The 25,865-nt window shown below is 33.0% G+C and carries 24 protein-coding genes and 2 tRNA genes; 7 read left to right on the top strand and 19 right to left on the bottom strand.

What is annotated here, in order from left to right:
• Nucleotides 1–10 precede the first annotated feature (10 nt).
• Nucleotides 11–841, top strand: coding sequence for a prephenate dehydrogenase (locus SMGD1_RS10825; protein WP_008341345.1), 831 nt, complete (start codon nt 11–13; stop codon nt 839–841).
• Here SMGD1_RS10825 and SMGD1_RS10820 read toward each other — a convergent pair.
• The 5 genes from SMGD1_RS10820 to SMGD1_RS10800 are packed head-to-tail and all read right to left on the bottom strand — an operon-like array spanning nt 833 to nt 6,242.
• A complete protein-coding gene (locus tag SMGD1_RS10820) occupies nt 833–2,251 on the bottom strand; it encodes a BatD family protein (RefSeq protein WP_008339300.1) in 1,419 nt (472 codons plus the stop codon). The genes SMGD1_RS10825 and SMGD1_RS10820 overlap by 9 nt on opposite strands.
• Nucleotides 2,235–4,082: a VWA domain-containing protein gene (locus tag SMGD1_RS10815; RefSeq protein WP_008339436.1), complete on the bottom strand. Its 1,848-nt coding sequence runs from the start codon at nt 4,080–4,082 to the stop codon at nt 2,235–2,237. Before SMGD1_RS10815 ends, SMGD1_RS10820 begins: the two co-directional genes overlap by 17 nt.
• The gene (locus tag SMGD1_RS10810) at nt 4,079–5,008 is read right to left on the bottom strand and encodes a VWA domain-containing protein (RefSeq protein WP_008339211.1); all 930 of its coding nucleotides are present in this window, start codon (nt 5,006–5,008) and stop codon (nt 4,079–4,081) included. Before SMGD1_RS10810 ends, SMGD1_RS10815 begins: the two co-directional genes overlap by 4 nt.
• On the bottom strand, nt 5,001–5,411 hold the full coding sequence (locus SMGD1_RS10805) for a hypothetical protein (protein WP_039920245.1): 411 nt from the start codon (nt 5,409–5,411) through the stop codon (nt 5,001–5,003). Before SMGD1_RS10805 ends, SMGD1_RS10810 begins: the two co-directional genes overlap by 8 nt.
• Entirely contained in the window at nt 5,412–6,242 is an 831-nt protein-coding gene (locus SMGD1_RS10800; protein WP_241761478.1) for a DUF58 domain-containing protein, read from the bottom strand.
• A gap of 179 nt (nt 6,243–6,421) precedes the next feature.
• Between SMGD1_RS10800 and SMGD1_RS10795 the strand changes: the two genes are divergently transcribed.
• Both SMGD1_RS10795 and SMGD1_RS10790 read left to right on the top strand, forming a co-directional pair.
• Nucleotides 6,422–8,209, top strand: a complete 1,788-nt coding sequence (locus SMGD1_RS10795) for an ATP-binding protein (RefSeq protein ID WP_008339433.1) — start codon at nt 6,422–6,424, stop codon at nt 8,207–8,209.
• Entirely contained in the window at nt 8,202–9,476 is a 1,275-nt protein-coding gene (locus SMGD1_RS10790) for a diguanylate cyclase (protein WP_008339265.1), read from the top strand. The genes SMGD1_RS10795 and SMGD1_RS10790 overlap by 8 nt, the downstream gene beginning before the upstream one ends.
• A gap of 20 nt (nt 9,477–9,496) precedes the next feature.
• Here SMGD1_RS10790 and SMGD1_RS10785 read toward each other — a convergent pair whose 3' ends face one another.
• From SMGD1_RS10785 to SMGD1_RS10740, 10 genes are all read right to left on the bottom strand, one after another.
• Nucleotides 9,497–10,444: an AAA family ATPase gene (locus tag SMGD1_RS10785; protein WP_008339428.1), complete on the bottom strand. Its 948-nt coding sequence runs from the start codon at nt 10,442–10,444 to the stop codon at nt 9,497–9,499.
• A 38-nt stretch (nt 10,445–10,482) separates the two neighbouring features.
• Nucleotides 10,483–11,217, bottom strand: a complete 735-nt coding sequence (locus SMGD1_RS10780) for a GNAT family protein (RefSeq protein ID WP_008339475.1) — start codon at nt 11,215–11,217, stop codon at nt 10,483–10,485.
• A 19-nt stretch (nt 11,218–11,236) separates the two neighbouring features.
• Nucleotides 11,237–12,265, bottom strand: coding sequence for an LPP20 family lipoprotein (locus SMGD1_RS10775; RefSeq protein WP_008339382.1), 1,029 nt, complete (start codon nt 12,263–12,265; stop codon nt 11,237–11,239).
• Nucleotides 12,255–13,268, bottom strand: a complete 1,014-nt coding sequence (locus SMGD1_RS10770; RefSeq protein WP_008341341.1) for a CsgG/HfaB family protein — start codon at nt 13,266–13,268, stop codon at nt 12,255–12,257. Before SMGD1_RS10770 ends, SMGD1_RS10775 begins: the two co-directional genes overlap by 11 nt.
• Nucleotides 13,269–13,406: 138 nt before the next feature.
• Nucleotides 13,407–14,372: an LPP20 family lipoprotein gene (locus SMGD1_RS10765; RefSeq protein WP_008339271.1), complete on the bottom strand. Its 966-nt coding sequence runs from the start codon at nt 14,370–14,372 to the stop codon at nt 13,407–13,409.
• Nucleotides 14,373–14,382: 10 nt separating this feature from the next.
• The gene (locus SMGD1_RS10760; protein WP_008339410.1) at nt 14,383–15,726 is read right to left on the bottom strand and encodes a hypothetical protein; all 1,344 of its coding nucleotides are present in this window, start codon (nt 15,724–15,726) and stop codon (nt 14,383–14,385) included.
• A 28-nt stretch (nt 15,727–15,754) separates the two neighbouring features.
• Nucleotides 15,755–16,696 carry an LptM family lipoprotein gene (locus tag SMGD1_RS10755; protein ID WP_008339252.1) on the bottom strand — a complete coding sequence of 314 codons (942 nt, stop codon included), beginning with the start codon at nt 16,694–16,696 and terminating at the stop codon, nt 15,755–15,757.
• A gap of 48 nt (nt 16,697–16,744) precedes the next feature.
• Nucleotides 16,745–17,848 carry a BatD family protein gene (locus SMGD1_RS10750; protein WP_008339426.1) on the bottom strand — a complete coding sequence of 368 codons (1,104 nt, stop codon included), beginning with the start codon at nt 17,846–17,848 and terminating at the stop codon, nt 16,745–16,747.
• Nucleotides 17,829–19,274: a VWA domain-containing protein gene (locus SMGD1_RS10745; RefSeq protein ID WP_008339269.1), complete on the bottom strand. Its 1,446-nt coding sequence runs from the start codon at nt 19,272–19,274 to the stop codon at nt 17,829–17,831. The genes SMGD1_RS10750 and SMGD1_RS10745 overlap by 20 nt, the downstream gene beginning before the upstream one ends.
• Complete coding sequence (locus tag SMGD1_RS10740; RefSeq protein ID WP_008339504.1) at nt 19,271–20,110, bottom strand: VWA domain-containing protein; 840 nt, start codon at nt 20,108–20,110, stop codon at nt 19,271–19,273. The genes SMGD1_RS10745 and SMGD1_RS10740 overlap by 4 nt, the downstream gene beginning before the upstream one ends.
• A 226-nt stretch (nt 20,111–20,336) precedes the next feature.
• Between SMGD1_RS10740 and SMGD1_RS10735 the strand changes: the two genes are divergently transcribed.
• The 4 genes from SMGD1_RS10735 (at nt 20,337) to SMGD1_RS10720 (ending at nt 21,968) form a co-directional block, all read left to right on the top strand.
• Nucleotides 20,337–20,412, top strand: a tRNA-Lys gene (locus tag SMGD1_RS10735).
• Nucleotides 20,413–20,426: 14 nt separating this feature from the next.
• Nucleotides 20,427–20,501, top strand: a tRNA-Glu gene (locus SMGD1_RS10730).
• Nucleotides 20,502–20,686: 185 nt separating this feature from the next.
• Nucleotides 20,687–21,787, top strand: a complete 1,101-nt coding sequence (locus tag SMGD1_RS10725; protein ID WP_008339439.1) for a hybrid sensor histidine kinase/response regulator — start codon at nt 20,687–20,689, stop codon at nt 21,785–21,787.
• Nucleotides 21,788–21,806: 19 nt separating this feature from the next.
• The gene (locus SMGD1_RS10720; RefSeq protein WP_008339388.1) at nt 21,807–21,968 is read left to right on the top strand and encodes a rubredoxin; all 162 of its coding nucleotides are present in this window, start codon (nt 21,807–21,809) and stop codon (nt 21,966–21,968) included.
• A 2-nt stretch (nt 21,969–21,970) separates the two neighbouring features.
• Here SMGD1_RS10720 and SMGD1_RS10715 read toward each other — a convergent pair whose 3' ends face one another.
• From SMGD1_RS10715 to SMGD1_RS10700, 4 genes are all read right to left on the bottom strand, one after another.
• Nucleotides 21,971–22,714, bottom strand: coding sequence for an energy transducer TonB (locus SMGD1_RS10715; protein ID WP_241761477.1), 744 nt, complete (start codon nt 22,712–22,714; stop codon nt 21,971–21,973).
• A gap of 87 nt (nt 22,715–22,801) precedes the next feature.
• A complete protein-coding gene (locus SMGD1_RS10710) occupies nt 22,802–23,977 on the bottom strand; it encodes an ammonium transporter (RefSeq protein ID WP_008341337.1) in 1,176 nt (391 codons plus the stop codon).
• 96 nt (nt 23,978–24,073) lie between these two features.
• Nucleotides 24,074–24,412: a P-II family nitrogen regulator gene (locus SMGD1_RS10705; RefSeq protein WP_008341336.1), complete on the bottom strand. Its 339-nt coding sequence runs from the start codon at nt 24,410–24,412 to the stop codon at nt 24,074–24,076.
• Nucleotides 24,413–24,510: 98 nt separating this feature from the next.
• Entirely contained in the window at nt 24,511–25,764 is a 1,254-nt protein-coding gene (locus tag SMGD1_RS10700; RefSeq protein ID WP_008335657.1) for an ammonium transporter, read from the bottom strand.
• Between the last annotated feature and the right edge of the window lie 101 nt (nt 25,765–25,865).

Below are 25,865 nucleotides of genomic sequence, written 5' to 3'. Positions count from 1 at the left end.
AAAGAATAATATGAATGTAGCAATAGTTGGACTTGGACTTATGGGTGGCTCGTTGGCTCTTAGTCTAAAAAAATTAGATTTTATCGATAAGATAGTTGGAAGTGACCACAATAAAGAGCACCAGGAACAAGCTCTAGAGCTTAATTTGGTTAGTGAAATAGTAGATTTTGAAGAAGTGAAAAAATATGATGTCATCTTTTTAGCTATTCCTGTTGATGGAGTAATAGCTGTACTTAAAAATTTAACAGACATAGATGAGAATACAACTATTATAGACTTAGGAAGTACTAAGTCCATAATAGTCTCTTCGGTTCCGCCAGCAATCAGAAAAAACTTTATTGCAGCACATCCTATGACTGGAACAGAGTACTTTGGTCCTAAAGCGGCTATAGAAGGTCTTTATAAAGATCAGGTAGTTGTTCTATGTGATTTAGAAGATAGTGGAAAGTTCCAACAAGAAGTTAGTAGAAAGATATTTAAAGCTCTTGGAATGAGAAAATACTTTATGGGATCAAACGAACATGATCGTCATGCTGCTTTCATATCGCACATGCCGCACGCTATCTCTTACTCAATTGCGAACACAGTAATGAAACAAGAGAATAAACATAATATTTTAGCTTTGGCTGCCGGTGGTTTTCGTTCTATGAGCAGACTCGCGAAAAGTTCACCAAATATGTGGGAAGACATCTTTAGACAAAACAAATCAAATCTTCTTGAAGCAATAGAAGTATTTGAAGGCGAACTTTCAATGCTAAAGAAAAGCATTGAGAACGATGAGTGGAGTGAAGTCAATAAAACCATGAACGATGGCTATAAACTTCACGATATCTTAGAGTAGATTATATTTTTTAATAATCTCTTTTAGAAGCTTCTTATCAATCTCTATCTTAGCATCTGAGTAGATATTTTTTTCTAAAATATCTATAATTATTTGAACTTCTTCATCATTTCTATATGGAAACAATTTAATTAAAAGTGTTTTAGGATCTTTTATTGAAATATTTTTTTCTTTCTTTAAAATCGTCCAAGGTTTCAGAAGCATTATTAATACTCCAGATGCTAAACCAACAATAAAGATTATTGCAATCCAAAGATTAGAGATTGAAAAGTTTACTGTTTGAACAACTTCTTTTGGCTCTACTTCTTCTCTTTTAATAGTTAACTCTTCTTTTGGTTTCGCATTTTTTACTTTTATACTTATTTCATTGGTTGAGACTGTTTTTATCTCTTTTGTAATAGGGTCAAAATACTTTAAAACAAACGGCGCTACAACAAAGTCACTCTCTGCTACAAATGCCATCTTTTGAGTCAGTTTATTTCCATTTACAACTATCTTCTCATCAAAAATATTTACTCCGTCTATATATGGTTTAAAACTTTTTATATCTTCCAAGTTGCCATTTCCCAGTACTTCTATAGTAATGTTTAAAGCTTCACTGGGGTTTATCTCAGATTTATCCGCAGTTGCATTGATGCTAAAATTACCCACAAGATCCACACCACCAGGAAGAGCTTTTACATCTATATTTAGCTCATTTGAGTAATAAGTTCTCCACTTAATCTTTGGTATCCATGAGCCCCAACTATCACGAACATGAGCTCTAGACGCTATACGTATCTGTGCTTTAGATATATCTAGTTTTCCAACTCTTTGAGCTGCCATCGTATAGATTACTTTTGAAACTGAGTATTTTCCATCCTGACTTCTTTGTGGTTGTGATTCACCCTTGATCCAAAAACCTTTTAACTCAGGTGGAATAAACTTACTATCAACGGCCTCTGCATCGCTTTTTTGTTTAAAAAGAAGGGTCACTTCAAATGGCTCCCCAACATAAACTTCTTTTGTAGGAGTTTCAAGTGTCAAAATAAAATCTGCATCTTTATTTGCAACTATCTCGCCTACTTTTATTTCAACAGAATTACTCTTTTCAACCTTTGAGTCAATCGTTACTTCAATAGGCTCAATTACACAACTCTTTTGTGGCATAAACTTATAGCTAAGTATGTTCTTTCTAGTTATGTCCCCATTTATCATCTCTATTGATGTTTGTGAGCTTGTTGAAATCACATCAGTACCGCAAAGGCTGAGAATTGTTGGTCTATCAACATCTACTCCTGAAAGATGCAGAGAGTAAGTAACCATCTCCCCAACTTCTATACTTGTTGCATCTACTGTTGCTTTAACGCTAGCTGTCGCTGATAATTGTGCTAAAAGTAAAAATAAAACTATTTTACCAAGGTTTTTCATCACTCATTTCCTTCATAGGTTTTTGCTCACCGAGTTTATAGAGGTAAGTGTTTTTTTGTAAATTAAGCTGATCTATCCATTTTGCTTCTTCAGCATCACTCATTTCTTCTTCAGTTAGATTTTGGGCTTTACTTTGAGACTCCGATTTATTCTTATCTTCATCTTTATCAAGTTTTTCTAACTGCTCTTTTTTTTCTTTTTCATTCTTTTTCTCTTTTTTATCCTCTGCATCTGAGGCTTTCTCTTTTTTAGACTTCATATCATCAGATTTTTGATCTTTATCTTCAGACTTTTTACTTTTTGAGCTGTCTTCTTCTTTTTTAGATTTATCTTTTTTATCTGAGTCTTTATCACCTTCTTTTGATTCTTTGGACTCGCTCTTGTCATCTTTATCTTTATCTTTTTTGTCATTTTGCTTATCACTGTCTTTTGACTGCTGTTTTTGTTTTTTTAAAAGTTTTTTAACCTCTTCTAAATTCTCTCTAGTATCTTTATCTTCTTCTATTTCAAGAGACTTTTCATAAGACTCTACAGCTTTTTGCAAGCTCTGAGATTTTGCAAGAGCATTACCCATATTGGAGAAGTTTTTTGCTCTTAGACTATTACTGTCAAAAGTTGCTCTCTCATACGCTTCTACAGCTTCTTTATATTTTTTTTGTTTATAGAGTGAGTTCCCAGCATTAAAAAAACTCTCTCCTTTTTTGGAACTCTGGGCATACTTCTCATAGAGTTTTGCTGACTTTACATAATCCTCCGCTTTATAAGCATCCTTAGCCTCGCTTAAGTCCATAAAGTCCAATACCCCTGCTCTGGAGTCTACAGATGCAAATACAAGCACTATGGTCGCCAGTAATGATGGGAGCTCTACTCTTACTCTCTTACTCATCGAACTAGTAGCAATCAGTAAAAGAAAAAGAGCCATAGCTACAGGATAGTAAAAAAGTGGTATATATTTGTGTATCTCTTCGCTTTTAAGCTCTTTAGCCTTAGAGATGCCCTTAATCTCTTTTAACATAGTTTTTATATCTGAAGAAGAAGTTGTACTTTGAATATAAACTCCACCACTCTTAGTCGCCAAATCTGCTATATTTTCATTTAGTTTTGAGACGAGTATCTCTCCGTGTTGCTTTATAAAACTTCCATTTTCAAGTTTAATAGGAGCACCTTTTACTGTACCTACGCCTAATATAAAAACAACAATATTACTCTTTTTAGCAAGTTCTATCTCTTTTGAGAACTCTTTAGAATCTCCACCGTCACTAAGTATGAGAAGATATTTTTCACCATCATTCTCTTGAGATGTGTTAAAAACATCCAAGATAGACAAGAAGTCTGTTCCTTTTTGAGTTATTGATGTAGTGTCAAGCTGCTTTAGTAAAAAACTAACCGCACCTGTATCAAAACTAAGAGGTGAGACAAGATATGAGTTTTTAGCAAAAGCCATAATGCCTACACGTTCACTTGGAGCTTCAGACAGCAGTGTTAGAGCTTTTTCTTTTGCAAGTTCTAAGCGATTTGGGTAAACATCCTCGGCAAGCATTGAATCTGAGATATCAAGAGCTATCATAATATCTGCACTCTTTGCTTTTACAACTACTTTGCCATCATCAATAACTGGTTGTCCAAGTGCAATTATGATAAAAAATCCGATAAGAAAAAACAGCGCATTTCTAGCACGAAGAGTCATAGTGTTTGCACTTACTCTAAGTTTGTCCATCACTTCTTTACTAAAGAAATGTGCTTGAGTCTCTTTTTGAGTTAGCAGCAGTCCAAATAGTATAAAAAGAGGGGGCAGCATATAGTATAGAAATTCTGGATGTAAAAAACTCATGCTTGCCCCCTCTTATTTCTAAAATAGACATATAGCATTAAAGATAACAAAGATATAAAAAGTGGATATACATAGTAGTAGCTTAAGTATGAAAAAGTCTCAGCCTGTATCTCTGATTTTTCCAATGCATCTATCTCTTTGTAAACTTCTTTAAGTTCAGTTGCACTCGCTGCTCCAAAAGCTTTTCCTCCGGTTTTTTCAGCAATTTTCCTCAAAACTTCTATGTTATACTCATGAGGCATTCCGATGCCAATAGGGTAAATTTTTATCTTCTCTTTAATCGCCATGTCTAGAGCAACATCAAATGGGATTTTATCTACTTCTGGTGTACTGAAGCCATCTGTAAGCAAAATACCCACTTTACTCTTGGACTCACTCATCTTTAAAAGATTTACACCTTGAGCTAAAGAAGTAAACAGTGCTGTATATTTTCCTGCCATTCCGATATAGAGTTGTGAGACTATTTTGTTTAAAATATTCTCATCATACGTAAGTGGAGATGCAATAAAAGAATAAGCTCCAAATACAACTAATCCTATATTGTCGTTTTGTCTCTCTTTTATAAAATTACTGACTATATCTTTAACTACATCAAATCGTGTAAGCTGAGGGTTTGTAACATCAAAGCCTTGAGCTTTCATTGACTGAGATGCATCTAGGATAAGTGCTATCTCATAACCGTCTTTTGGCTCAAGAGTATAAGGCTCATCTTTTACTGGGGACATTAAAGCCAGTATGAGCATTATAATTCCAAGCCACTTTAAAAAGAAAAGTAACTTAGATGCTGAAACAGAGTTGTTCATAAACTGCCCGGTATGAGGAAAGTAGATAGATGGCAGTTTCATCTTACATAGGCTCGCACAAGCTACAAAAAAGAAGATAATAAAAACTAACCTTGGGAACTCAAAATAAAGTCCGTCAAACATCAATCATGCCCTTATAAACTTCTATATAACCCTTGACCTCACTATCAAATTCATCAACTTGTTTTTTGTATTTATATGATTCTAGTCTTTGAACTAGGTTATCATACATCTCAGTGTGTCTTTGGCTATCGTCTCTAAAAGTAAACCCTAATGAAGTAAGTATGTATGCTGATTGTTTTGTATCACTAAGATTTAGTGAGTTAATAACTTCAAAATGCTCTTTTCTTATGTTAAAAGCATTTTTAGCTTTAACCCATCTGTATATCAAGTAGATTAATCCAAAGACAAGTAAAAGAGCAAAAAAGCTTATTCCTAAAAAGTAGTAAAGAGAATACTCTTGTATATCTACTATTGGTTTTATATCATGAAGTGGAATATCAAAAGTCTGATTATTATCTTGCATCTACCTACCCTCGAACAATCTACGAAGCTCTACGCTGGCTACACTATGAGTATATATTTTTGCAAACCTGATCTGATGCTTTCTAAAAGTATTATATAATTCATGATCATGAGCTACGACTTTTTTAGCATAAGCCTCTACACTCGAAGAGTTGAAATCACCTTCCAAAACTGCCCCACTCTCAGGATCAACCAAAGATGCAAACCCCATCTCAGGTGGTTTCTCTTCAAGTATGTCTCTTACAATCACAGCTACAACTTCATGCTTTTTTGCCAGTAATTTTAAATCTGGAATCTCAAAAAAATCTCCGATTACTAATATAAGTGACTTTCTTCTCAATCGCTTATAAAGAGTATCTGCTATAACTTTGAAATCAACTTTTTGATTGATCGCATTAAAATCCAAAATCTCTGAAACATATTTTTGAATTTGATTAAGTTTTTTACTAGGTTTCGAGTTTGAAATCATTTTATCTGTAAATATATATGAACTTAATAAGTCACCATTTTTTAAAGTTGAAAAACTTAAAAGTGCTGATATCTCAGCTATTGTCTCTTGTTTGAATTTTTTAGAGCCAAAGTGTACGCTTCCATTTAAAACTGTAGCAATAACGACATTTAGTTCTCTCTCTTCACGAAAGATTTTAATAAATGGTTTTTGCATCTTCGCTGTGATATTCCAGTCAATATGACGTATATCATCACCAGCCATATACTCACGCAGTTCAATAAAGTCGTAGCCCTCACCTTGAAAGATAGAGGGATTGTTCCCGACCATTTCACTAAAGACCTGTCGTCTTGCTCGAACTAGAATTTTTTTCAGTTTACTCATTCTTTGCTATCTCGGTTTTGAAAATTATTAAAAAATATTCTTAGGAGTATAGCTAAATGGGGTTAATGATTAGTGAAAATAATTGCTCGTTAAAATCTATGCTTAATAAGATATAACATAAAAGATGCTAGAATAGTCAAAGCACTATAGATAGTGTAATTTTTATAATATGGTTTAATATGTTTAATTTATCAATTACACAGAGGTATATACCAGCTGTTTTATTAGTGGCATTTTTTATTATAGTCGCCAATTTACTGACTAAAAACGTCATTAGTTCCAATGAAGAGTATGGTAAAATAATCAACATTAGCGGTAAACAAAGAATGCTCTCTCAACGACTAGTAATTCTTGGTATAAACTATACTGCAGATAGAAATAAGTCTACAAAAAGTGAACTTAAAGATGCAATTGATGAGATAAGTTCCAGTCATCAATATCTCCTAACAAAAGTATTTACTAAAGAACTATCAGACATTTACTATAAACAAGGGCTTAATGATGAGTTTGACAAATATGTTTTAAACTTTACAAACCTGCTTTTAACTAATAATCAAGAATATCTAAAACAATCACGTGATTCATCAAAATCTATACTTATGAAACTAGATAAAGCTGTAAAAGAGTATGAAAAATATGCAAACTCTCAACTAGAAATATTAGCTCAATATGAATTTTATCTGATGCTAACTACTCTATTTGTTCTACTGCTTGAAGTATTTTTTATATTTAAACCAGCGGCAAAAAAGATAGAGGCAAATACACAAGAGATAATAAATAAGGAAGAGTATGAAAAAGCTGTTATTGAATCAAATAACAATGCTATTATCGCTATAAATGAAACTGGAAAGATTACTACATATAACAAAAAAGCAGAGCAAATGTTTGGTTGGACTAAAGAGGAGATGATAAATACTCATAACCTTTCATATATAGTTCCTCATGAGTATAAAGACAAACATAACATATCTTCTATAAAATACTTAAAAACAGGAGAATCATGCGGAATCTTAGGTAAAGAACATGAACTTCAAGCGATTAAAAAAGATGGAACTATTTTTCCTATTGTCATCTCTTTTGGCTCCAGTTATAAACAAAACGGTGTTCTTGTTGTGGCAAACATATCTGATATAACTCTGCATAAAGAGAACGAAAGTAAACTAAAAGCTCTAAATGAAAACCTTGAAACAATAATAGATGAAAAAACAAAAAAACTACAAGAGATTAACGAGAATCTAGAGTATCTTATTGAGACAAAAACAAATGAAAATATAAAACAGTTAGAAATCATTCAAGAGCAGTCAAAATTAGCTTCTATGGGTGAGATGATAGGAGCAATTGCTCATCAATGGAGACAGCCCTTAAATGAGATAAATATGAGCATACAAAATCTTGATGATGATTATAGCGATGGTTTAATAGATAAAGAATTTATTGATAAATTTATTGGCAAAAACAAAAACACTATAAAATTTATGAGCAACACAATAGATGACTTTAGAAACTTTTTTAGAATAGATAAAGTAAAAGATAGATTCAGCACAAAAGAAGCTATAAATTCAACTATCTCTATTCAATCAACACAACTAAACTCTCACAATATAAACATAACATTAAGCGGTAAAGATTTTGAGATTGATGGCTTTAGAAGTGAGTTTCAACAAGTCATCTTAAATATAATCAACAATGCTAAAGATGCAATAATATCTAAAAATATCAAAGATGGAAAAATAGATATTGTTCTAAGAGATAGATATGTAGAAATTTCAGATAATGGTGGTGGCATTTCAAAGGATGTAATTAACAGAATATTTGAACCATACTTTACAACTAAAGATCAAGGTAAAGGTACGGGAATTGGATTGTATATGTCTAAGATGATTATTGAAGATAATATTGGAGGCACTGTAAATGTTCAAAACTACAATAGTGGTGCAAAATTTATTTTAGGATTTAACAATGGATAATTATTTCAATTTCTCCACAATCCTTTATGTAGAAGATGAAGAAGGTATTAGGAAAGAGACTTCTAAAGCTTTAGAAAGATATGCAAAAGAATTATTTGTGGCAAAAGATGGAGAAGAAGGTTTAGCTCTATATAAGGAGTGTAATCCAGACATAGTTATAACTGATATTAAGATGCCTAATATGACAGGTATAGATATGTCAAAAGCTATTAAAGAAATCAATCCTGAACAGGCGATTATCATTACTACAGCACATAGTGAGAGTACTTACTTTATGGAGGCTATTGAGTTACAACTAAGTGGATATATTTTAAAACCTGTAGATAAAATCTTACTAAAAAACAAAATAGTTGAGATAGTAAAAAATCTGCAAATAAAAAAAGAGTTCCAAAAGAATAAAAATCTAATGGAAGAGATAGCAAATCTTCAAAATAACATAATAATCGTATATGATGAGTTATACGAGATGATTTTTGCAAACAAAATGTTTCTTGATTTTTTTGCAATAAAGAATATAGAAGAGTTTATAAAAAGATACGGATGTATAGAGAGTGCATTTATTCAACATAATGATTTTTACTTTAGAAATAACCATGGCATCAACCACTGGTTACTTGAGATAGCTCACTACAATGACAAAAAACGTATTGTTTCAATTATTGATCACAGGGATATGTCTCCTAAATCATTTCTTATAAAAACAAAAACAATCCAAGCATCTGGACATAAAATATGTACTTTTACTGAAATAACTACTATGGTTAAAGAGAAAGAGGAACTAGAGAAAAAAGCATTTATTGATGAGTTAACAAATATTGCCAATCGTGCAAAGTTCAATCAAATATTAGATATTGAAATAAAAAAATTCAAAAGATATAAAGAAAATTTATCTCTGGTTATGCTTGATATTGATTACTTTAAAAGTATAAATGATACATATGGACATCAAGTTGGAGACATTATTCTATCTTCTCTGTCTAACTTAATAAGCTCAAATATTAGAGATGTTGACTTATTTGCCAGATGGGGTGGTGAGGAGTTTGTTATATTATTGCCAAATACAGATCTACAATCTGCTATCTCATTTGCTGAGCACATTAGAGAATATATTCAGGAATATCATTTTACGAATAATCTTAACATAACTTGTAGTTTTGGAATATCTGAGATAAATGAAAAAGACACAGGTGAAAATCTGCTAAAAAGAGTAGATGACGCTTTGTATAGAGCAAAAAGGATGGGGAGAAATAGGGTTGAAAGCCTTTAGAAACAAAAGGCTTTCAACTATTAGGGGATAGCTACAGTTTCTAAAACTTTTTGAATAATTTCATCAGTTGTAATACCTTCAGCCTCAGCTTCATAAGTTAAGACTATGCGGTGGCGCATAATCTCTTTTGCAATATATGCAACATCTACTGGGGTTACAAAATCTTTGCCTCTGAGAAATGCCATAGCCTTTACAGCTTTAAACATATCAATACTTACACGAGGAGAAGCACCAAACTGAATAAAGTCTTTTAGCTCTTCAAGTCCATAGTCACTAGGATTTCTCGTTGCATTTACAAGCTCAATGATGTACTCTTCAACTTCAGAATCTATATGAACATCTTTTATAGCTTTTTTTAACTCTTCTAAATCTTCATGAGTTATAACCGGTTCTATAGTCTCAAATTTTCCACTAGAGATGCGTCTTGCGATCTCAAGCTCTTCATCTTTTGTATTGTAATCAACTACAATCTTTAGCATAAATCTGTCTAGTTGAGCTTCTGGAAGCTGATAAACACCTTCTTGCTCAACTGGGTTTTGAGTTGCCATAACAAAAAATGGAGGGTCAAGTTTAAATGTTGCGTCTCCTAAAGTAACTTGCTGCTCTTGCATAACTTCAAGTAGAGCTGATTGTACCTTTGCTGGAGCACGGTTAATCTCATCTGCTAAAAGAAGGTTTGTAAAGATAGGACCTTTTTTTATTTTGAAACTATTGTTTTGAGGATCATAAATCTCTGCACCAAGTATGTCTGATGGTAATAAGTCAGGAGTAAACTGAGCTCTTTTAAAGTTTAGCCCTAATGATTTTGCAAGTGCATTAACTGTTGTAGTCTTTGCTAGTCCCGGAACACCTTCTATAAGGATGTGACCTTCACACAAAAGTGCAATAAGAAGACCGTCAATCATTCTATCTTGCCCCACAACTACTTTAGAAACTTCTTTTTTAATCGTTTGTATCTTAGAAATCATACGCAAATGACCTTATATTTAATCTGATGTAAGTATATCTAAGCGTGGTTAATGATTGCTGAATTACTATCTACATTCCATCTTTTTAAAAACTCATTTCTCTCATAAGTCTTGCATCCTAGCTTTTGCTTATACTCCATATGAGAGTGTCCCAAGTTCCAAAATGAAAATCTGCATTTTTCTAAATACTTTGCAAGTAAAACGAGTTGCAAATTTCCATAATTATTATACTTTTTCTCTTTTAAACTAAAACCACTCAAACTAGTATATGTACTTCCTATGATATAACCCACTTCACCGGCTATCAACTCATCTGTTTCTTTGCAAACTACTTCTGCAGATATTATTTCAAAGTTTTTTTTCTTATTATTTGCATTATATAAGCTTTTGATTAATTCTAAATACTCTTCTTTTAGCCAGTTGTATTTATGCTGAGTAGAGATATTTTCTAGTACTTCGTGAAATCTACTGTTGATAGAAAAACTGAAACTATCTTCTTTTAGTAATTTTTTTACTTTTTTTGAAATATGTATATCTTTAAAATCTAATACAGCATAATCATACTGAAGCTCTGGAAGAAGGACTAATCCACCTTTTGTCTCGTATGTAGTACTAATAAAGCCAGCTTGAGCTAACTCTATGTAAAACTCCAAAGACCAGTCATCACTCCAATAGTAGCTATTCTCCATATCAGAGCATATAGCTTCTTTAAAGTAGATTTTATCTTGAAGTTTTTCGTGAGTTATATAATATATTTGAGGTTGTTTATACATGAATAGAAGTATAGAGCAATTAATCTATTTTAAGATTAATGCCTATAACTTCGTTAATACCCTGAGACTTGATATCTTGTTCTAAGTGAATAGAAGCATTTTTATATACACTATCTATTGAGCCGTTATATCTCTCTTTAACTACAACTGACTTACCGCCAATGCGTTGTTGCTTGTCAAATACACTGACATTTATTGTTAAAACAGCTATACTCATAGAATTACCATAATTAATATTATCTGTAGTCTTAACTTTTATCTCTACTGCATTCTTGTTAGTGTTTGTAACGTTATAACCATTTTGCGCAAGGTAGTTTTTTATACTATCAGCGAACTTAGCTGATTTTTCATTACCACCAACAAAAAACTTTAATTCTTTAGACTCTGCCAAAAATTCTTTTTGTTTTTTAGCTATATAGTCTAAGTTTTCTTTTTTGTTAAAACTCTTGTCTAGCTCTGAGATCATAAGAACTTCAGACAATAACTTGCTTGCTCTCTCAGACAACTCTTTTTTAGTATTGTACCTAGTTAGAGAATCTCTGTCTTTAAGTGAATCATACTCTTGAGATATGCTTTTTTTCTCAGCTTCAAGGTTTTCTTTTAATCCCTTAACAAGATTTCGCTTATCTGTTTCAATCATAACAGCAAATTCTCTGTAACTAACTTTATGTGATTGAATAACTTTATAGTTATTTATCTTTATCTTAGAAACATCAGATTTTATTTGATTTTTGATTGTAGAATCTACATAAGCACCTTGAACTTTTTCGTTGCTCTCATAAGAAGATTCTATAGTAGTCCCAAGTTTTGCAATCATATCGCTAAGTGCCGCTTTTATAGCAGAATCTCTGTCAGATGCTATACTCATTCCATACATAAATTGTTCATTATCATTAGGAAGTGGAGCATTTATCCACGCTGGCATAACTTTTGGAATTGGTTTAGCAGCAGGGGTAGCAGCAGAACTGCTGCCGCCACAACCACTAAAGATTAGAGCTGTAGATGTTAATAATAAAAAACTTTTAAACAGTTTATTTTTACTTAGCATTCATTTGCTTCTTAGCTTCTTCTCTTTTAGCAATCATGTTGTCAATTCTTGTTACTGCTAAATTTATCTCATCAACAGGCTCAACTGTCAATCCATCAGCCATAGCGTATATCTTTTTAGCTTCATCGAATTTACCCTGTGCTTCATTTACAACACCATAAGCATATGCAACTACGTAAGATTTTCCATCAACTTGATCAAGAAGTCCCTGAAGCATAGTCTCTGCCTTATCCATACGGCCAGCTTTGATATATGCCAATGAATTTTCAAAAGTTTTTTCCTGCTCTTTAGTTACTTCTTTTAATTCTATCTTATCAAGTAATGCAACATTAAAATATACATAGTGAGGAGTTAACTTATATACAAACTCGTTAGCGATAGCTGATGTTAGTCTGTTTAAAGCTTGACCTTCAGAAAGAATATTGTTTTTACAAGAATCACCATTATATTCTTTATTGATAGTATCTCCATAGATGATTGAACCAGTCTCTACATTCACAATGTTAAGATTAGCAGAGACTTCTGCTTGAACTGTTTTACACGTAACAGTATAGTATCTGTATTGTGCACACCCCTGTTTAGTATATTTAAGACATTTTTCTCTATTTTCTGTATATCTGCCAGAACTAGCAGTAGCAGAAGCAATCTCTCCATTTATAACAGCTTGAGCACCGATTAGTTTACCGACTTTAGTAGCAGTAGCTTCATTCATTAACTCTGATGACTGAAGTTTTTGTTCCGCCATAATTTTGTCTAAATCTTTTCTGCTAACAACAGTAAAATATCTTTTTTTATCTAACTCATGCTTAGATATTTCAGATTCAATTTTACCAGATAAACCATGTTTATCATTTCTAAAACCGCTAATCGCAACTTTTTTCTTTGTAGCCATCTCTCCAACCTCAGCCGGATTTAGTGCTTTGATTCTAACCTTTTGAGCACAACCGCTCATCAGTAGTGCAACAGCAGATGCTGTTAGTAACAGCTTTAGTGATAATTTCATTTATCTTCCCTTAAAAAAATTTAACCTAGTTTAGTTAAAAAGTATTTAACTTAACTTTAATCTAATGACTTTTTATTATATTTGTTTTACATAGTGACTAAATGTGTCAAAATAAGTATGCTTGTTTTTTCAATCAAATCAATTACCGGTTATAAAAGAAATAATCCCTTCTTTAGCTATCATCTCTTCATATTTAGCTGTTCTTGCAATTGCATCTTCAAAACCTTCAGATGAACCTGATTTTGTTTTATAAAGAACATTTGACACTACATTTCCAACTTTATCTGTTGCTTTGATTGTAGTGTCTCTAAGTGCAAAAGTTAGTTTAGCAAACTTGTCATTTGTTGATCTATACTTTCTTGTTTTTGCTGTTGTTGTAATCTTGATCAGTACATTATAATTTTTGTTATGAAAAGTAGCATTCTCTAGGCTTAGTTGAGAGCGAATAAGTGAAGCCAAAGGTTCAGAGTTTTTATCTGATATTATCTTAAATACCAACTCACTCTTTGCTTTTCTCATCTCTTTTGTATAGTTCATATATCTAGAACTATATTTAGAATCATCATAGTCAGAATCTAGCGCATGAAGCAGAGGAAAGAAACTATCTGTTTCTTTTAGGTACTTGTTTATACCAGCAGAAATTTTCAGTTTCTCGAAGTAACCAGCTTCTTTGTATATTTCCCATTCTGCTTTTAACTTAGCATCTACCACATTAAGCTTTCTCACGTAAGTTGCAGTCAGTATAGCTCTATCAACTTCAACCAACACTATCCACTGTTTACCATCATTTAAACTCTCTTGAACTTTTACATCCGTATACTCAATATTTTTACTTTTACTTACTACTTCACTTTTTGTAGTAGATAAAACATCTTCATTTCCACTCTGTCTATTCGCAGTAACAGAGTTAGAAAAGTTAGATGCTACATTTACAGATATTTTAGCACTGATAGTTGCAAGAGCATCAGTCTTGGCATCTCGAAGTGTTTCACCATATCCAATTGCGTAAAAGTATTTGTTTGTATCTGATGGTAAAGAGATAGTAGCAGCACAGGTAGTTAAAATACTCAAAGTTAAAAAAATTAAAACTCTTTTGATATTCATCTTTATTCCTTTATTTAGATTTTTTGGCTTTTACTGCTGCTTCCTCAGCATCTTTTTTAGCAGCAGCCTCTTGTTCAACTTTAGCTTTATGAGCTAGTAAAATTATGTTTGTTACGTCTTCATATTTTTGTGCCAGACTAGACTGTTTATAGGCATAGTAAGTTCCTATTAATATATTTGGCAATATATATATTGAATTTTTACCAAGTCTTGCAATCCTCTCATTAAACTTCACGTCTAATTTTGCAGGTATGGTAGCTTTACAAACTGCTAAACTCTCAAGCTCTTTTGGAAAATTAAGCAATATATCACTAGACGCTATGTTAGCCGCAGCTAGGCCAAAAGCTGTGTAAGCCTGAGTTGCACCTGTTTGAATTTCATTTGATACTATATTGATATTTCTTGCAAGTTTTACGTAGTTCTCATCATCTATGTTTATATCACTTTCTAAAGCAACAATAGATTGATCAAGGAGCTCAAAATAAATCGCCTCTTTTTCATTTGCAACTAACTCTGCCTCTGATTCTCTTGTATCAATCACAGCTATCTCTTTTTCTATCTCAAGTTTTTGCTCATCACTCAATGGAGTATATTCAAATTTTTCATCATCTTCTTTTTTCTTTGCATCTGCTTCATCTAATTTTAGTTTACTCTGCAACTCACCTTTTTCAGACTTGATAGAAGCAACACTTTCAAAACTATCAAGCATCTCAATTCTTGCTACGCTTAAATCTTTTTGCATGTTTGTCGGAGTTAGAGATATAACAGCTTCACCTATGCTTGCATAGACATCACCTCTAGGAGCTTCAATATCTTTCATTTTTCCATCTTTAAAGGCTAAAAAGTTTGAAAGTGAACTGTCAAAACTAAATATATTTGGCCAGTTTGTTTGATCTTTACCATATAAAATTATAAGTTTTTGTATAGCTTTTTTTGTTAAAGGCTTCACTCTTTGGTTTAACATACCAGCTGCAAAACCTCCAAAATCACCAAGTTGATTCATACTAGAACTGCTGCCTAACATATCTCTTTGAATTCTATCTGTATGTTCAATAGTGGCGAAATAAGGATCTTGCATTAGTAAATCAATAATAATTTTATCTTCTTCTTCACTAATATCCGCTGCCACCTGTTCTGGCCAAGCTGCATCCGAAGATATTGGCATCTTAAAAGCAATGATATTATTTTCACGTACTATTGTCATACCAATTGCTACCCGATTAGCTTGCTTTTCAAGTGTTGGTACTTCCATCTGTGATTGAACCCCTTCCATCACAGCACTGCATCCACTCATACTAAAACCTAAAAGACCAACTGCTACTGCATTTACAGCTAAACTATTTATTTTCCCCACAACATTCCACCTTTTTAAATATTTTTACTTATTTATACTCACTATCGGAACTGCCAGCCATAGAATCTCTGTCATTTCTTAGAGCTTGGTTTGCAAAATCCTGTTTTTTTGTTTTTCCTAACAGTTCATAAAAATTATCAAACCTAGCTTTTGCACTTACAACTAACTTATCATTAATCCCACCCAGTGCCATAGCTTCTTCATAATTTGACTCTGCATATTTTAAAAGTTTAAGATCTTCGGTTACACTAGCTTGGGCTTCATAAAGAATAGCTAAGTCATAGTGATAATTCATATCTTTTTTACCCTTATAGTTATTCATAAGTTTTATGGCGCCCTTGTAGTTTTTTCTCTGCGCATATTCGATTACTGGACTTAATTCCTGAGGTAGAGATTTGAACTCGCGGAGTTGATTAGTTTTAAGAGGAGATATATCTGAGATAAAGTATTTCACAACCTTACTAACTGCCTGAGATGCAAGTTCATTTTCAGTTGGGAGTTTTGTAGAGTCACTTGATTGACGATTTTTTCTATCACTATACTTTTTCACTAAAAACTCATCAGTACCGCGAGAGAGTATAAATGTCACTTCAAGTGCTAGCGATATCTTTGACCCGCTACTCTTGTAATCATAGTTAGAGATGCTCATACTAAGTGATACACCCTTTTCATCACCAAGTGGGTCTATTGTCACAAAGTTAGTCTCTGTAAACTTTGCTTTCACACTGTCGATTAGCATCTGCTCTAATTTGGCATTTGTCTTTTTTGCATCTTTCACATCTGGATTTAACCATACAGCCAAATATGCACCATCAGATATAAACTCATCTTTTGTCTCTATTTTAGATAGCTTTGCAGCTTCTTTTGGAGCTGTATATGATGGGATTACTATTTTTGGTCCACCTGCACCACAACCTGCTAAAAAGAGCACTATTCCAGAGATAATCAAAAACAGAATTAACTTTTTCATTACATTTCCTTTTTTAGTTGAAAACCATTTTAGTTAATTACAATTTAACTACTCATTAATCAGTGCTTTTTTTGCCTCTTTTAAAGATTTTATCTCTTTTGTTTCTACTTTTCTTATAAAGCTTTCATATTTTCTTGCATCTTTTAAAGCCAAAATTATCATCAACTCATCAAAAGATTTTGCATTATCAACTTTTGCAAGAAATGATGAATCTGCGAAGTTTAGTTTTTTTACTCTTTTAAAATTTATCTTTGCAAAAAGAAACCCTGCTATAAAAGTTAAGATGTAATAAATAAAGTTATAACTGAATTCAAAGCTCTTTTGCTCTACATCTAAGAGTTCTTCTTTTTTGTAAGCCTTTGTAATTTTTATTTGTGTCTCTTCTACTATCAATTCTTTAGCTTTTTTCTCTTTTATATCAAAGTATTCTATGCTTAACTTTGGTATTGTGAAATCTTTTTCACCTACAAAAGCAAACTTTTGACTCCATGAACCTTGATATCCATTTTTTGTCAGCTTTACATCTTGAATCACTTTTTGAGAAAATATTTTAACTCCATCTATCTCAAATAAGATAGGCTTTATAAGTTTAAAATCTCCACTTCCGGCTATGCTTATTTCAAGATGGTAAGGCTCAAAGGCTTTTAACTGCTCTTTGTCTTTTTTTGCATTTAAAACAAATTCTCCAACAAGGTCGCTACTACTTTGTTTAACATTTACAACTATAGCTTCTTGCCTTATAAAACGTGTTGAAAACTCTTCGTAATCAGCATTATCACGACCTAAAACAGTATTTTGGATAGAGTCTTTATTTGTTTTTTTCATTCTTGTATCAAATATGAAGCTCATCTCTCCAGGTACTTTGACAAATGCAATAAACTCAAAAACATTTATTTTTTTGCCATCTGTAATATTCTCACTCTCGCTAAGCAATTCTATAGAGTATTTTTCATTATCAACTACCGGGTTAAATTCTATTACATAAAGTCCTGCTGCATCGCTATACTCACAGACATACTTTAAGTATATTGCTTCGTTTGTCATAGCCTCTGCTTTATCTGATTTAACACTCCATTTGTATGTAGATGCAAAAGCATTCAGACTTAAAAAGATTAAAATTATTAAAAAAATTCTACCAAGGTTGCTTCTCATTAACTCCCCTTCTATTAATTAGTTCATACTGCTTTGAGCTTAGTTTAGCTTTTCCAGAGTTCAAATCAACTTTTGACTCTGAAGAAGTTTTTTTACCGCTATCTTCAGCACCGCTGCTGGCACTGGCACTTACTTTCATATTTGAACTGCCACCCTCTTTTTTCTTTTTGTTAGAGTTCTCTTTTTTGGCCATTGAAGATTTCTTATCGCTTTTTTGTTGCCCTGTACTCATCTGCATCTGCTCACTTACTTCTTTAATGTAGTATAGGTTCTCATCTGCTTCTTTAGAGTAACTAAGTGTGAGTGACTTTAGGTAAGCTTCTCTAGCCTTTTTAAACTCTTTTAGTCTTACTAGTGAATTACCCATATTATAGAATACAACAGATTTAAACTCAGCATTTGCAGACTTTACTCTCTCATAAGAGTTTAGTGCTTTTTCATACTCTCCACTTTTGTAGTAAGAACTGGCTTTTTTAAATTCAAGATTGTTTTTATCTTCAAAATACTCCAACAAACTTGCTTCTAAGCTAATTCCAAACATAAGTAAAAGAGCCACTACATGTCTCTTTAGAGTCGTAATGCTTACTAAAAACGAGATTATTGCTAAGAGTATAAGGTAGTAAAATAGTTCTAGATTTCTAATGATAGTAGTCTCAGATTTTTTATCATCACTCTTTTGATTTTGCAATGCATCTACTAAGTCATCAAAACTTTTTGTATAAACTCCACCTGTAGCATCTGAGATTTCTTGTATAGAAGAGTTCTCTCTACTTACAACTATATCGTTAGTCTCATCTTTTAAAAGTTCACCATTTTCGAGCATCAGAGTTCCACCAGTCTTGGTTGCAAGCATTAATACATTTACAACAAGATAGTTCTTTTTGGCAAACTTTGCTTCATCTTCATAACTAATCTCATCTGCTCCATCGCTTAATATGACCATACTTAGATTTTTTGACTGAGACATTTTTCTAGCTAACTCTAAGGCCGGCATAATACTACTGCCCTTTGTAATAATTAGCTTATCATCAAGTGAGCTGAAGAGATGCTCCAAGAGTTCACTATCTTCTGTCATTGGGGAGAGAATTATTGCATTTGTAGTAAAGCCAAGTATCCCAAATCTACTCTTTTGTTCACTCTTTATGAGACTCTTTAAAATCTCTTTTGCTTTTTTAAGTCTCGAAGGAGGAACATCCATAGCTTGCATTGAGTAAGACAGATCAACTGCTATTACTACATCACTTAACACTTGTTCACTTTTTATCGGTTCTTGCTCTACTACTGGACGCGTCAAAGCTAAAACTATAAAAACAAAAGTAACAATGTATCCAAGACCAACAATACGCAGAGCTCTAAAATCCTTCTTTATAAACCCTGCTACTAAAAATAGAAAAAGCCAAAAATACTCAGGATATAAAAAACTCATTTCTTTATCTCTCTGTATAGTAAAAATAGAAGCAGTCCAGATGCAAGAAGTAAAAATATCTGATAAAAATAGTTTTTTAAGACATACTCTCTGCTTTTTATGTTTGAAGATTCCAGTTTATCAATCTCATCATAGATATTTTTTAACTCTTTTGCAGAACTGGCACTGAAAAACTCACCGTTTGAATCTTTGGCAATAGTCTCTAACAGTGCCTCATCAGCTTCACCCTTATTCCCCATAGCAATAGTATATATTTTAATACCCTGCTCTTTTGCAAGCTCTGTAGCTTCTTTGGGTGAGACGCTTCCACTGTTGTGTTCACCATCACTAAGAAGGACAATAACTTTAGTTTTTGCCTTAGAGTGTTTAAATGAGCGGACACCCATAGCTATAGCTTCGCCTATCGCCGTATTTTGTCCAGCCATACCTTGAGTCAAGTATCCTAGCATCTGAGTCACTATCTCTTTCTCATATGTAATAGGAGAGGCAATAAAAGCAAAGTCTCCATACAAGACTACTCCTACATTATCACTGATTCTTTTTTGTATAAACTCAGACGCTATTATTTTTGTTATCTCAAACCGACTAAGTCTTTTACCATCACTTACTTCATCTTCAAAGTCAAACCCTGATGAATTCATGGAACCACTTGCATCAATCGCTAGTACTATATCTTTACCATGTCTATTATTTGGGCTTAATTTATCTACAACTATCGGAGATGCAAGTGCAATACAAAGAGATATAAATATTAGGACTTTTACAATCCATTCTAGCTTTAAAAAATTCTTTTTAGCAGACAAAAAATGAAGATGCACAAAATATATAGGTTTCATATACTCTTTACATTTATATAGACAATAAATGATTGGTATAAGTAAAAAAATCAGATACGGATACTCAAAACTATAATAATTCATTATGTATATTCTACCAAAAAAAGTTATTTTTATGAGTAATTACTACAAATTTAAAAAGATTTCATAATTCCTTGTGAAATATCTTGACATCAAAAAACAATTTGTCTATAATTCCCATCCACAAACATTGATGTTTGTTTTTGTCTTGTTAGCTCAGCTGGTAGAGCACGTCACTTTTAATGATGTGGCCGATGGTTCGAATCCATCACAGGACACCATTTTACAAATAGTTGGCCCCGTCGTCTAGCGGTTAGGATCCATGGTTTTCATCCATGTTACAGGAGTTCAATTCTCCTCGGGGTCACCAACTTTCACTTATAAACTTCAAATAAAAACCACTTTTAAATCTGTCTATTTAGATACTTATTATTTTTCTTTAACTCATTTTTGTTACTAATGAAAAATTTCATTTATTACTACTATTTATATTTAATTTGAAATAACTTTTTTTTATGTATAATGAGTTCATAAAATTCTGAATAGGTGAGTGTTATGCAAGTGGATTTTTATTCAAAAAACATTCTTATAGTAGATGACAACAAAGTTAATATACTAGTTCTAGAAGGTCTGCTTGAAGATGAAGGGTATACATCTATCCTTAGTGCAACATCTGCACTCCAAGCTTATGATATACTCAAAAAAAACAATATTGATATGATTCTTTTAGATGTAATGATGCCACAAATAGATGGTATTGAAGCATGTAGAACCATTCGCCAAACTCCAAACTATAATCATATACCAATCATAATGATAACTGCTGACATTAGTGATGAAACACTGCGTAAAAGTTTCGAAGCAGGAGCTAATGACTATTTAAACAAACCAGTGAATATGACCAACTTAAAAGTAAGAATAGAGAGTCAGTTTATGAATGCTCACAAAGACGCTCTTATTTTAAATCAAAACAGACTACTGGCAGTTAATGAGACTGTTCAGATGCTAGCTCATCAGTGGAGACAACCGCTATCAATCATTAGTACTATAACAATGGACATAGCTGTTGCCTATGAGTTTGATGAGTTAACGGCTGAACATTTAGACAGATCACTTAACAACATAAACAATGCAGTGCAAGAACTCTCAAAAACACTGGATGAGTTTCGTCAAATCTCTAACATTGAAGAGTCAACTTCTCTTAATAATATTAATGACACAGTAAATAAAAGCATAAAACTAATAGAAGATAGATTTGAGTCAAATCATATTAATCTTGAAACAGATTTGCAACATCAGCAAGACATATTATATTTTCCAAATGAGTTAGTAAAAATCCTTATTAGCATCTATACTAACTCTATTGAAGCTTTTAAAAAAACACCTCATGAAATAAAAAAGTTTATTAAAATATCTACAAAACAAAATAAAGATTATACATATATCGAAGCTGTTGATAATGCAGGTGGAATAGATAAAGATTTAATAAACAGAATATTTGATCCATATGTTAGTACAAAAGATGAAAAAAATGCTGTAGGATTAGGTCTGTATAATGCATTTAACATACTAAAAGAATCTATGCATGCAAGCATAAAAGTGACATCACAAAATTCTCAAACAACTGTCACAATAAAAATTCCAAACACTAAATAAATATTACAAAGGATTAAACATGAAAAAGTATAAATGTGTTTTTTGCGGATGGGTATATGATCCAGCTATTGGGGATGAAAAAGCAGGGATTCCTGCAGGAACAGCCTTTGAAGATTTACCGGACAACTGGGTATGTCCAGGATGTGGATCAGCAAGAGAGTATTTTAATCCTATAGATTAAAACTACATCTTTAGACTATAGTTTATTGGGACGTGAAGGATTAAGACTTCACTTGGTTTTGGAAACTTTCCAGACAGCTCTTCGATAGTTTTTATTGCAGCACGACTTAGTATTTCACTATTTGAAGAAACTACTTTTATAGAATGAGCTACCGCATCTGTAGATAGTGTAAACTTAACCATAACCTCTCCTACAGTGCCTCTTTTTCTAGCTCTTCTTGGATAATACAGATTATCTTGGAGTAGTTGAATTATCTTTGCAATATGTTCTTGCATGTATTCTTGTTCAAGTCGTACTTGTTTAGCTTCTAAGCCTTCAACAATACTCTCTTCTTGAACTATCTGCTCTTCTATTATTTGCTCTTGTACTATTTGAGTTGCTTCAACAGGCTTTTCTTCTGCTATCTCTTCTTTAACTACTTCTACAACAGACTCTTCTTTTATTAGCTCTGGCATAACTACAGGCACTTCTTTTACTATTTCTATCTTTTTAACAATTGGTTTTGGTTTAAATTTTGGTTTTGTAAGTTCTTTAGGAATAGGTTTTAGTTTTGGTTTTGGAGCAGGTTTTGGAGCAGGTTTTACAGCTGGTTTTTCAACTATTACATCACATAGTTGCACACAAATTTTATTTTCACAATCAACCTTACTCATCGATGGAATATTTTTCCATGTAAAAAATAGTATTAGTACCAAAGTTCCATGAAATATCAAAGAAAATAAAAATGAGCTGCTGTGTCTAATCATAGGTATGATAATAACTAATTATGTGTTACATAAGTATTAAAAAGCCCAAACATGTTTGGGCTTGGAAAAGTTAGTATAAATTATAGGTTATATGGCTCTTTTGAACTCTGGATATGCTTCAACACCACACTCGTTAACATCCATACCTTCTTGTTGAGCATCATCTTCTGCTCTAAATCTTGTAATCTTGTTGATAAGAAACAATACAACAAATGAAACACTGAATGCAAATACTGCAACAACTACAACACCTTTAAGTTGTGCCATAAATGAAACATTATCTACAAAGATTCCAACTGCTAAAGTTCCCCAGATGCCATTTACAAGGTGAACAGAAAGAGCACCAACAGGATCATCAAGTTCTAGCTTATCAAAAAGAGGAACTGCAAAGACGACTAATGCTCCACCAATAGCACCAATCAAAATAGGTGTATATATATTATACAAATCAGGTCCAGCAGTAACTGCAACCAGCCCACCTAAAGCACCATTTAAGATCATAGTGATATCAAATAATTTGTATCTCACATACATAAGTATTCCTGCGATAAGTGCACCAGCAAGTCCAGCTGTATTTGTATTCATGATAGTCTTAGCAACAAGATTAGCATTCTCAATGCTAGAGATTGAGCCAACAGAACCACCATTGAAACCAAACCAACCTATCCATAGTAAAAACGCACCTAAAACTACTAAAGGAATATTAGAAGCAGGGATTACTCTAATTTTACCATTTACATAACGACCCTTACGAGAGCCCATGATTAATATTGCAGCTAAAAGGGCCCAACCACCAGTTGAGTGAATAACAGTAGAACCTGCAAGATCATGCATGTCTATATCAAGGAATGTACCTGCTATCATATCAGCTCCCCAGCTTATATTTACAATTGCCGGATATATAAAGGCACCCATGATAACAGCGAAAATTGCTAAAGGGAATATACGAACACGCTCACTAACACCACCACTCATTATATTGATAGTTTTACCTACGAATGCCATTTGAAACATAAATGCAGCCCAGATGCTCATACTGTTATTTTCCCAAGAGCCAAATGCCAATGAGTAACCAATAAGTAAAAATGCAATAGATGCAACTGCGTAGATCATAACATTGATAGTTAAAACGGAAGTAACATTTTTTGTGCGGACAAGGCCTGCTTCAAGCATAGCAAAACCAGGAACCATGAAGATTATAAGCACCATTGCAAACAGTGCGAAGAAAGTGTCGATGATGTATTTAAAATCAGCTTCTAACATATATATACCCCTTTGGAAAGTAAAAGGGGCAATTATATCTTAAAAAAAGTGCAGTATTTTCTTAAACTGATTAAATTTTAATCAGTTTGGCTTGAACTAAACCGCTTCGTTATCAGTTTCACCTGTACGTATACGAATAATTTGTTCTATATCACTAACAAAAATCTTACCATCACCAATTTTTCCAGTTCTTGCTGCTTCAACTATAGTACTAGTTACCTGTTCAACCATTTCATCAGTTACTACCATTTCCATTTTAATCTTTGGTAAAAAGTCTACAACATATTCAGCACCACGGTAAAGTTCACTATGACCTTTTTGACGACCATAACCTTTAACTTCACTAACAGTCATACCAGTAATCCCGATTTCTGCAAGTGCATCTTTAACATCTTCTAATTTGAATGGTTTAATAACCGCTTCTACTCTTTTCATAATATCTCTCCAATTTAATTTTAGCATTTTAGCTATTTTTATTGTTTTAAGCAACTACCTAAAAAAATTTCTACTCCCAAAGGGAGTTAGATTTAGTGTTATAGGTTTATAGCCTTTTCACCATGTACTGTTTCATCAAGACCACGGCTTTCAGTCTCTTCATCAACTCTGCCACCACCAGTAATCGCAGAAGCAATAAAGAATACAATCGCAGTAACAATAGCACTATATACAATTGTAAGACCAATTGCACTAAACTGAGATACTAACTGAGAACCCATGTTGTAGTTTTCAGGCATAGCATAGTCAGCTATAAATATAGCAGTTGCAACTGAACCCCATATACCAACAAGTCCGTGAATCCAAAATGCGTCTAAAGAGTCATCAACTTTGAACATTGTTTTAAGTTTAGCAACACCATAAAAACCTAAAGCACCACCAATCAGACCGATAATAATTGCACCTTCAACACCAGCAGAACCAGACGCAGGAGTAATAGCAACAAGACCTGCAACAGCACCAGAAGCACCACCAACTAAAGTAGCTTTTTTGTATACTAACCACTCAACAGCTATCCAACCGATAACACCAAGAGATGCAGCAACATTTGTTACAAGAAACGCAGATGCAGCAGTACCATCAGCAGCAACTTCAGAACCAGCATTGAAACCGAACCAACCGAACCATAGAAGAGCAGCACCAAGTACTACTAATACAGGAGAAAAAGGTTTGATTGCAGCTTTACCGTAATCTTTTCTACGTCCAAGAATCATTGCAACAACAAAACCGGCAACACCAGCATTTAAGTGAACAACTGTACCACCGGCAAAGTCCATCTCACCAAAGTTAAGTGTCGTACCACCTCCCCATGCCCAGTGTGTTACAGGTGCATAAACAGCAACAATCCATAAAGCTGCAAATATCATAAATGTAGAAAATTTAACTCTCTCTATCATAGAACCACTAGCAATTGCTACAGCTATTGCAGCGAAAGTTCCTTGAAATGCAACAAACAGAAGTTCTGGGATAGTACCAGTTAATGAACTTGATGTAATTCCAGATAACATAACCTTACCAGTACCTATAATATCTCCATCACCAAACGCGATTGAGTAGCCAACTATAACCCATACTAAAGTACCTACTGCGTAAGCACCTAAACTCATACCTATAGTATTAAGTACATTTTTACTTCGTGTTAGTCCACCGTAAAACAGCGCAAGTCCTGCAGGTGTCATTAACATTACAAAAGCCGTAGCAACTAACATCCAGGCAGTATCACCACTGCTTAATGTATCTTCTGCGAATACCAATGTCGGTAACGCTAATAGAGCAAGATAGAATCTCTTCATTATTTATCCTTATAGTTTATATGCAAAAATTATACATCTTAACTATAAGCTATTAATCAAATTGTTGATTAATTTTTAATCAGTTAATTCATAGGGTCTCA

The sequence above is a fragment of the Sulfurimonas gotlandica GD1 genome, assembly GCF_000242915.1.
Taxonomy (GTDB): Bacteria; Campylobacterota; Campylobacteria; order Campylobacterales; family Sulfurimonadaceae; genus Sulfurimonas; species Sulfurimonas gotlandica.
This window is presented reverse-complemented; position numbering and strand designations above follow the sequence as displayed.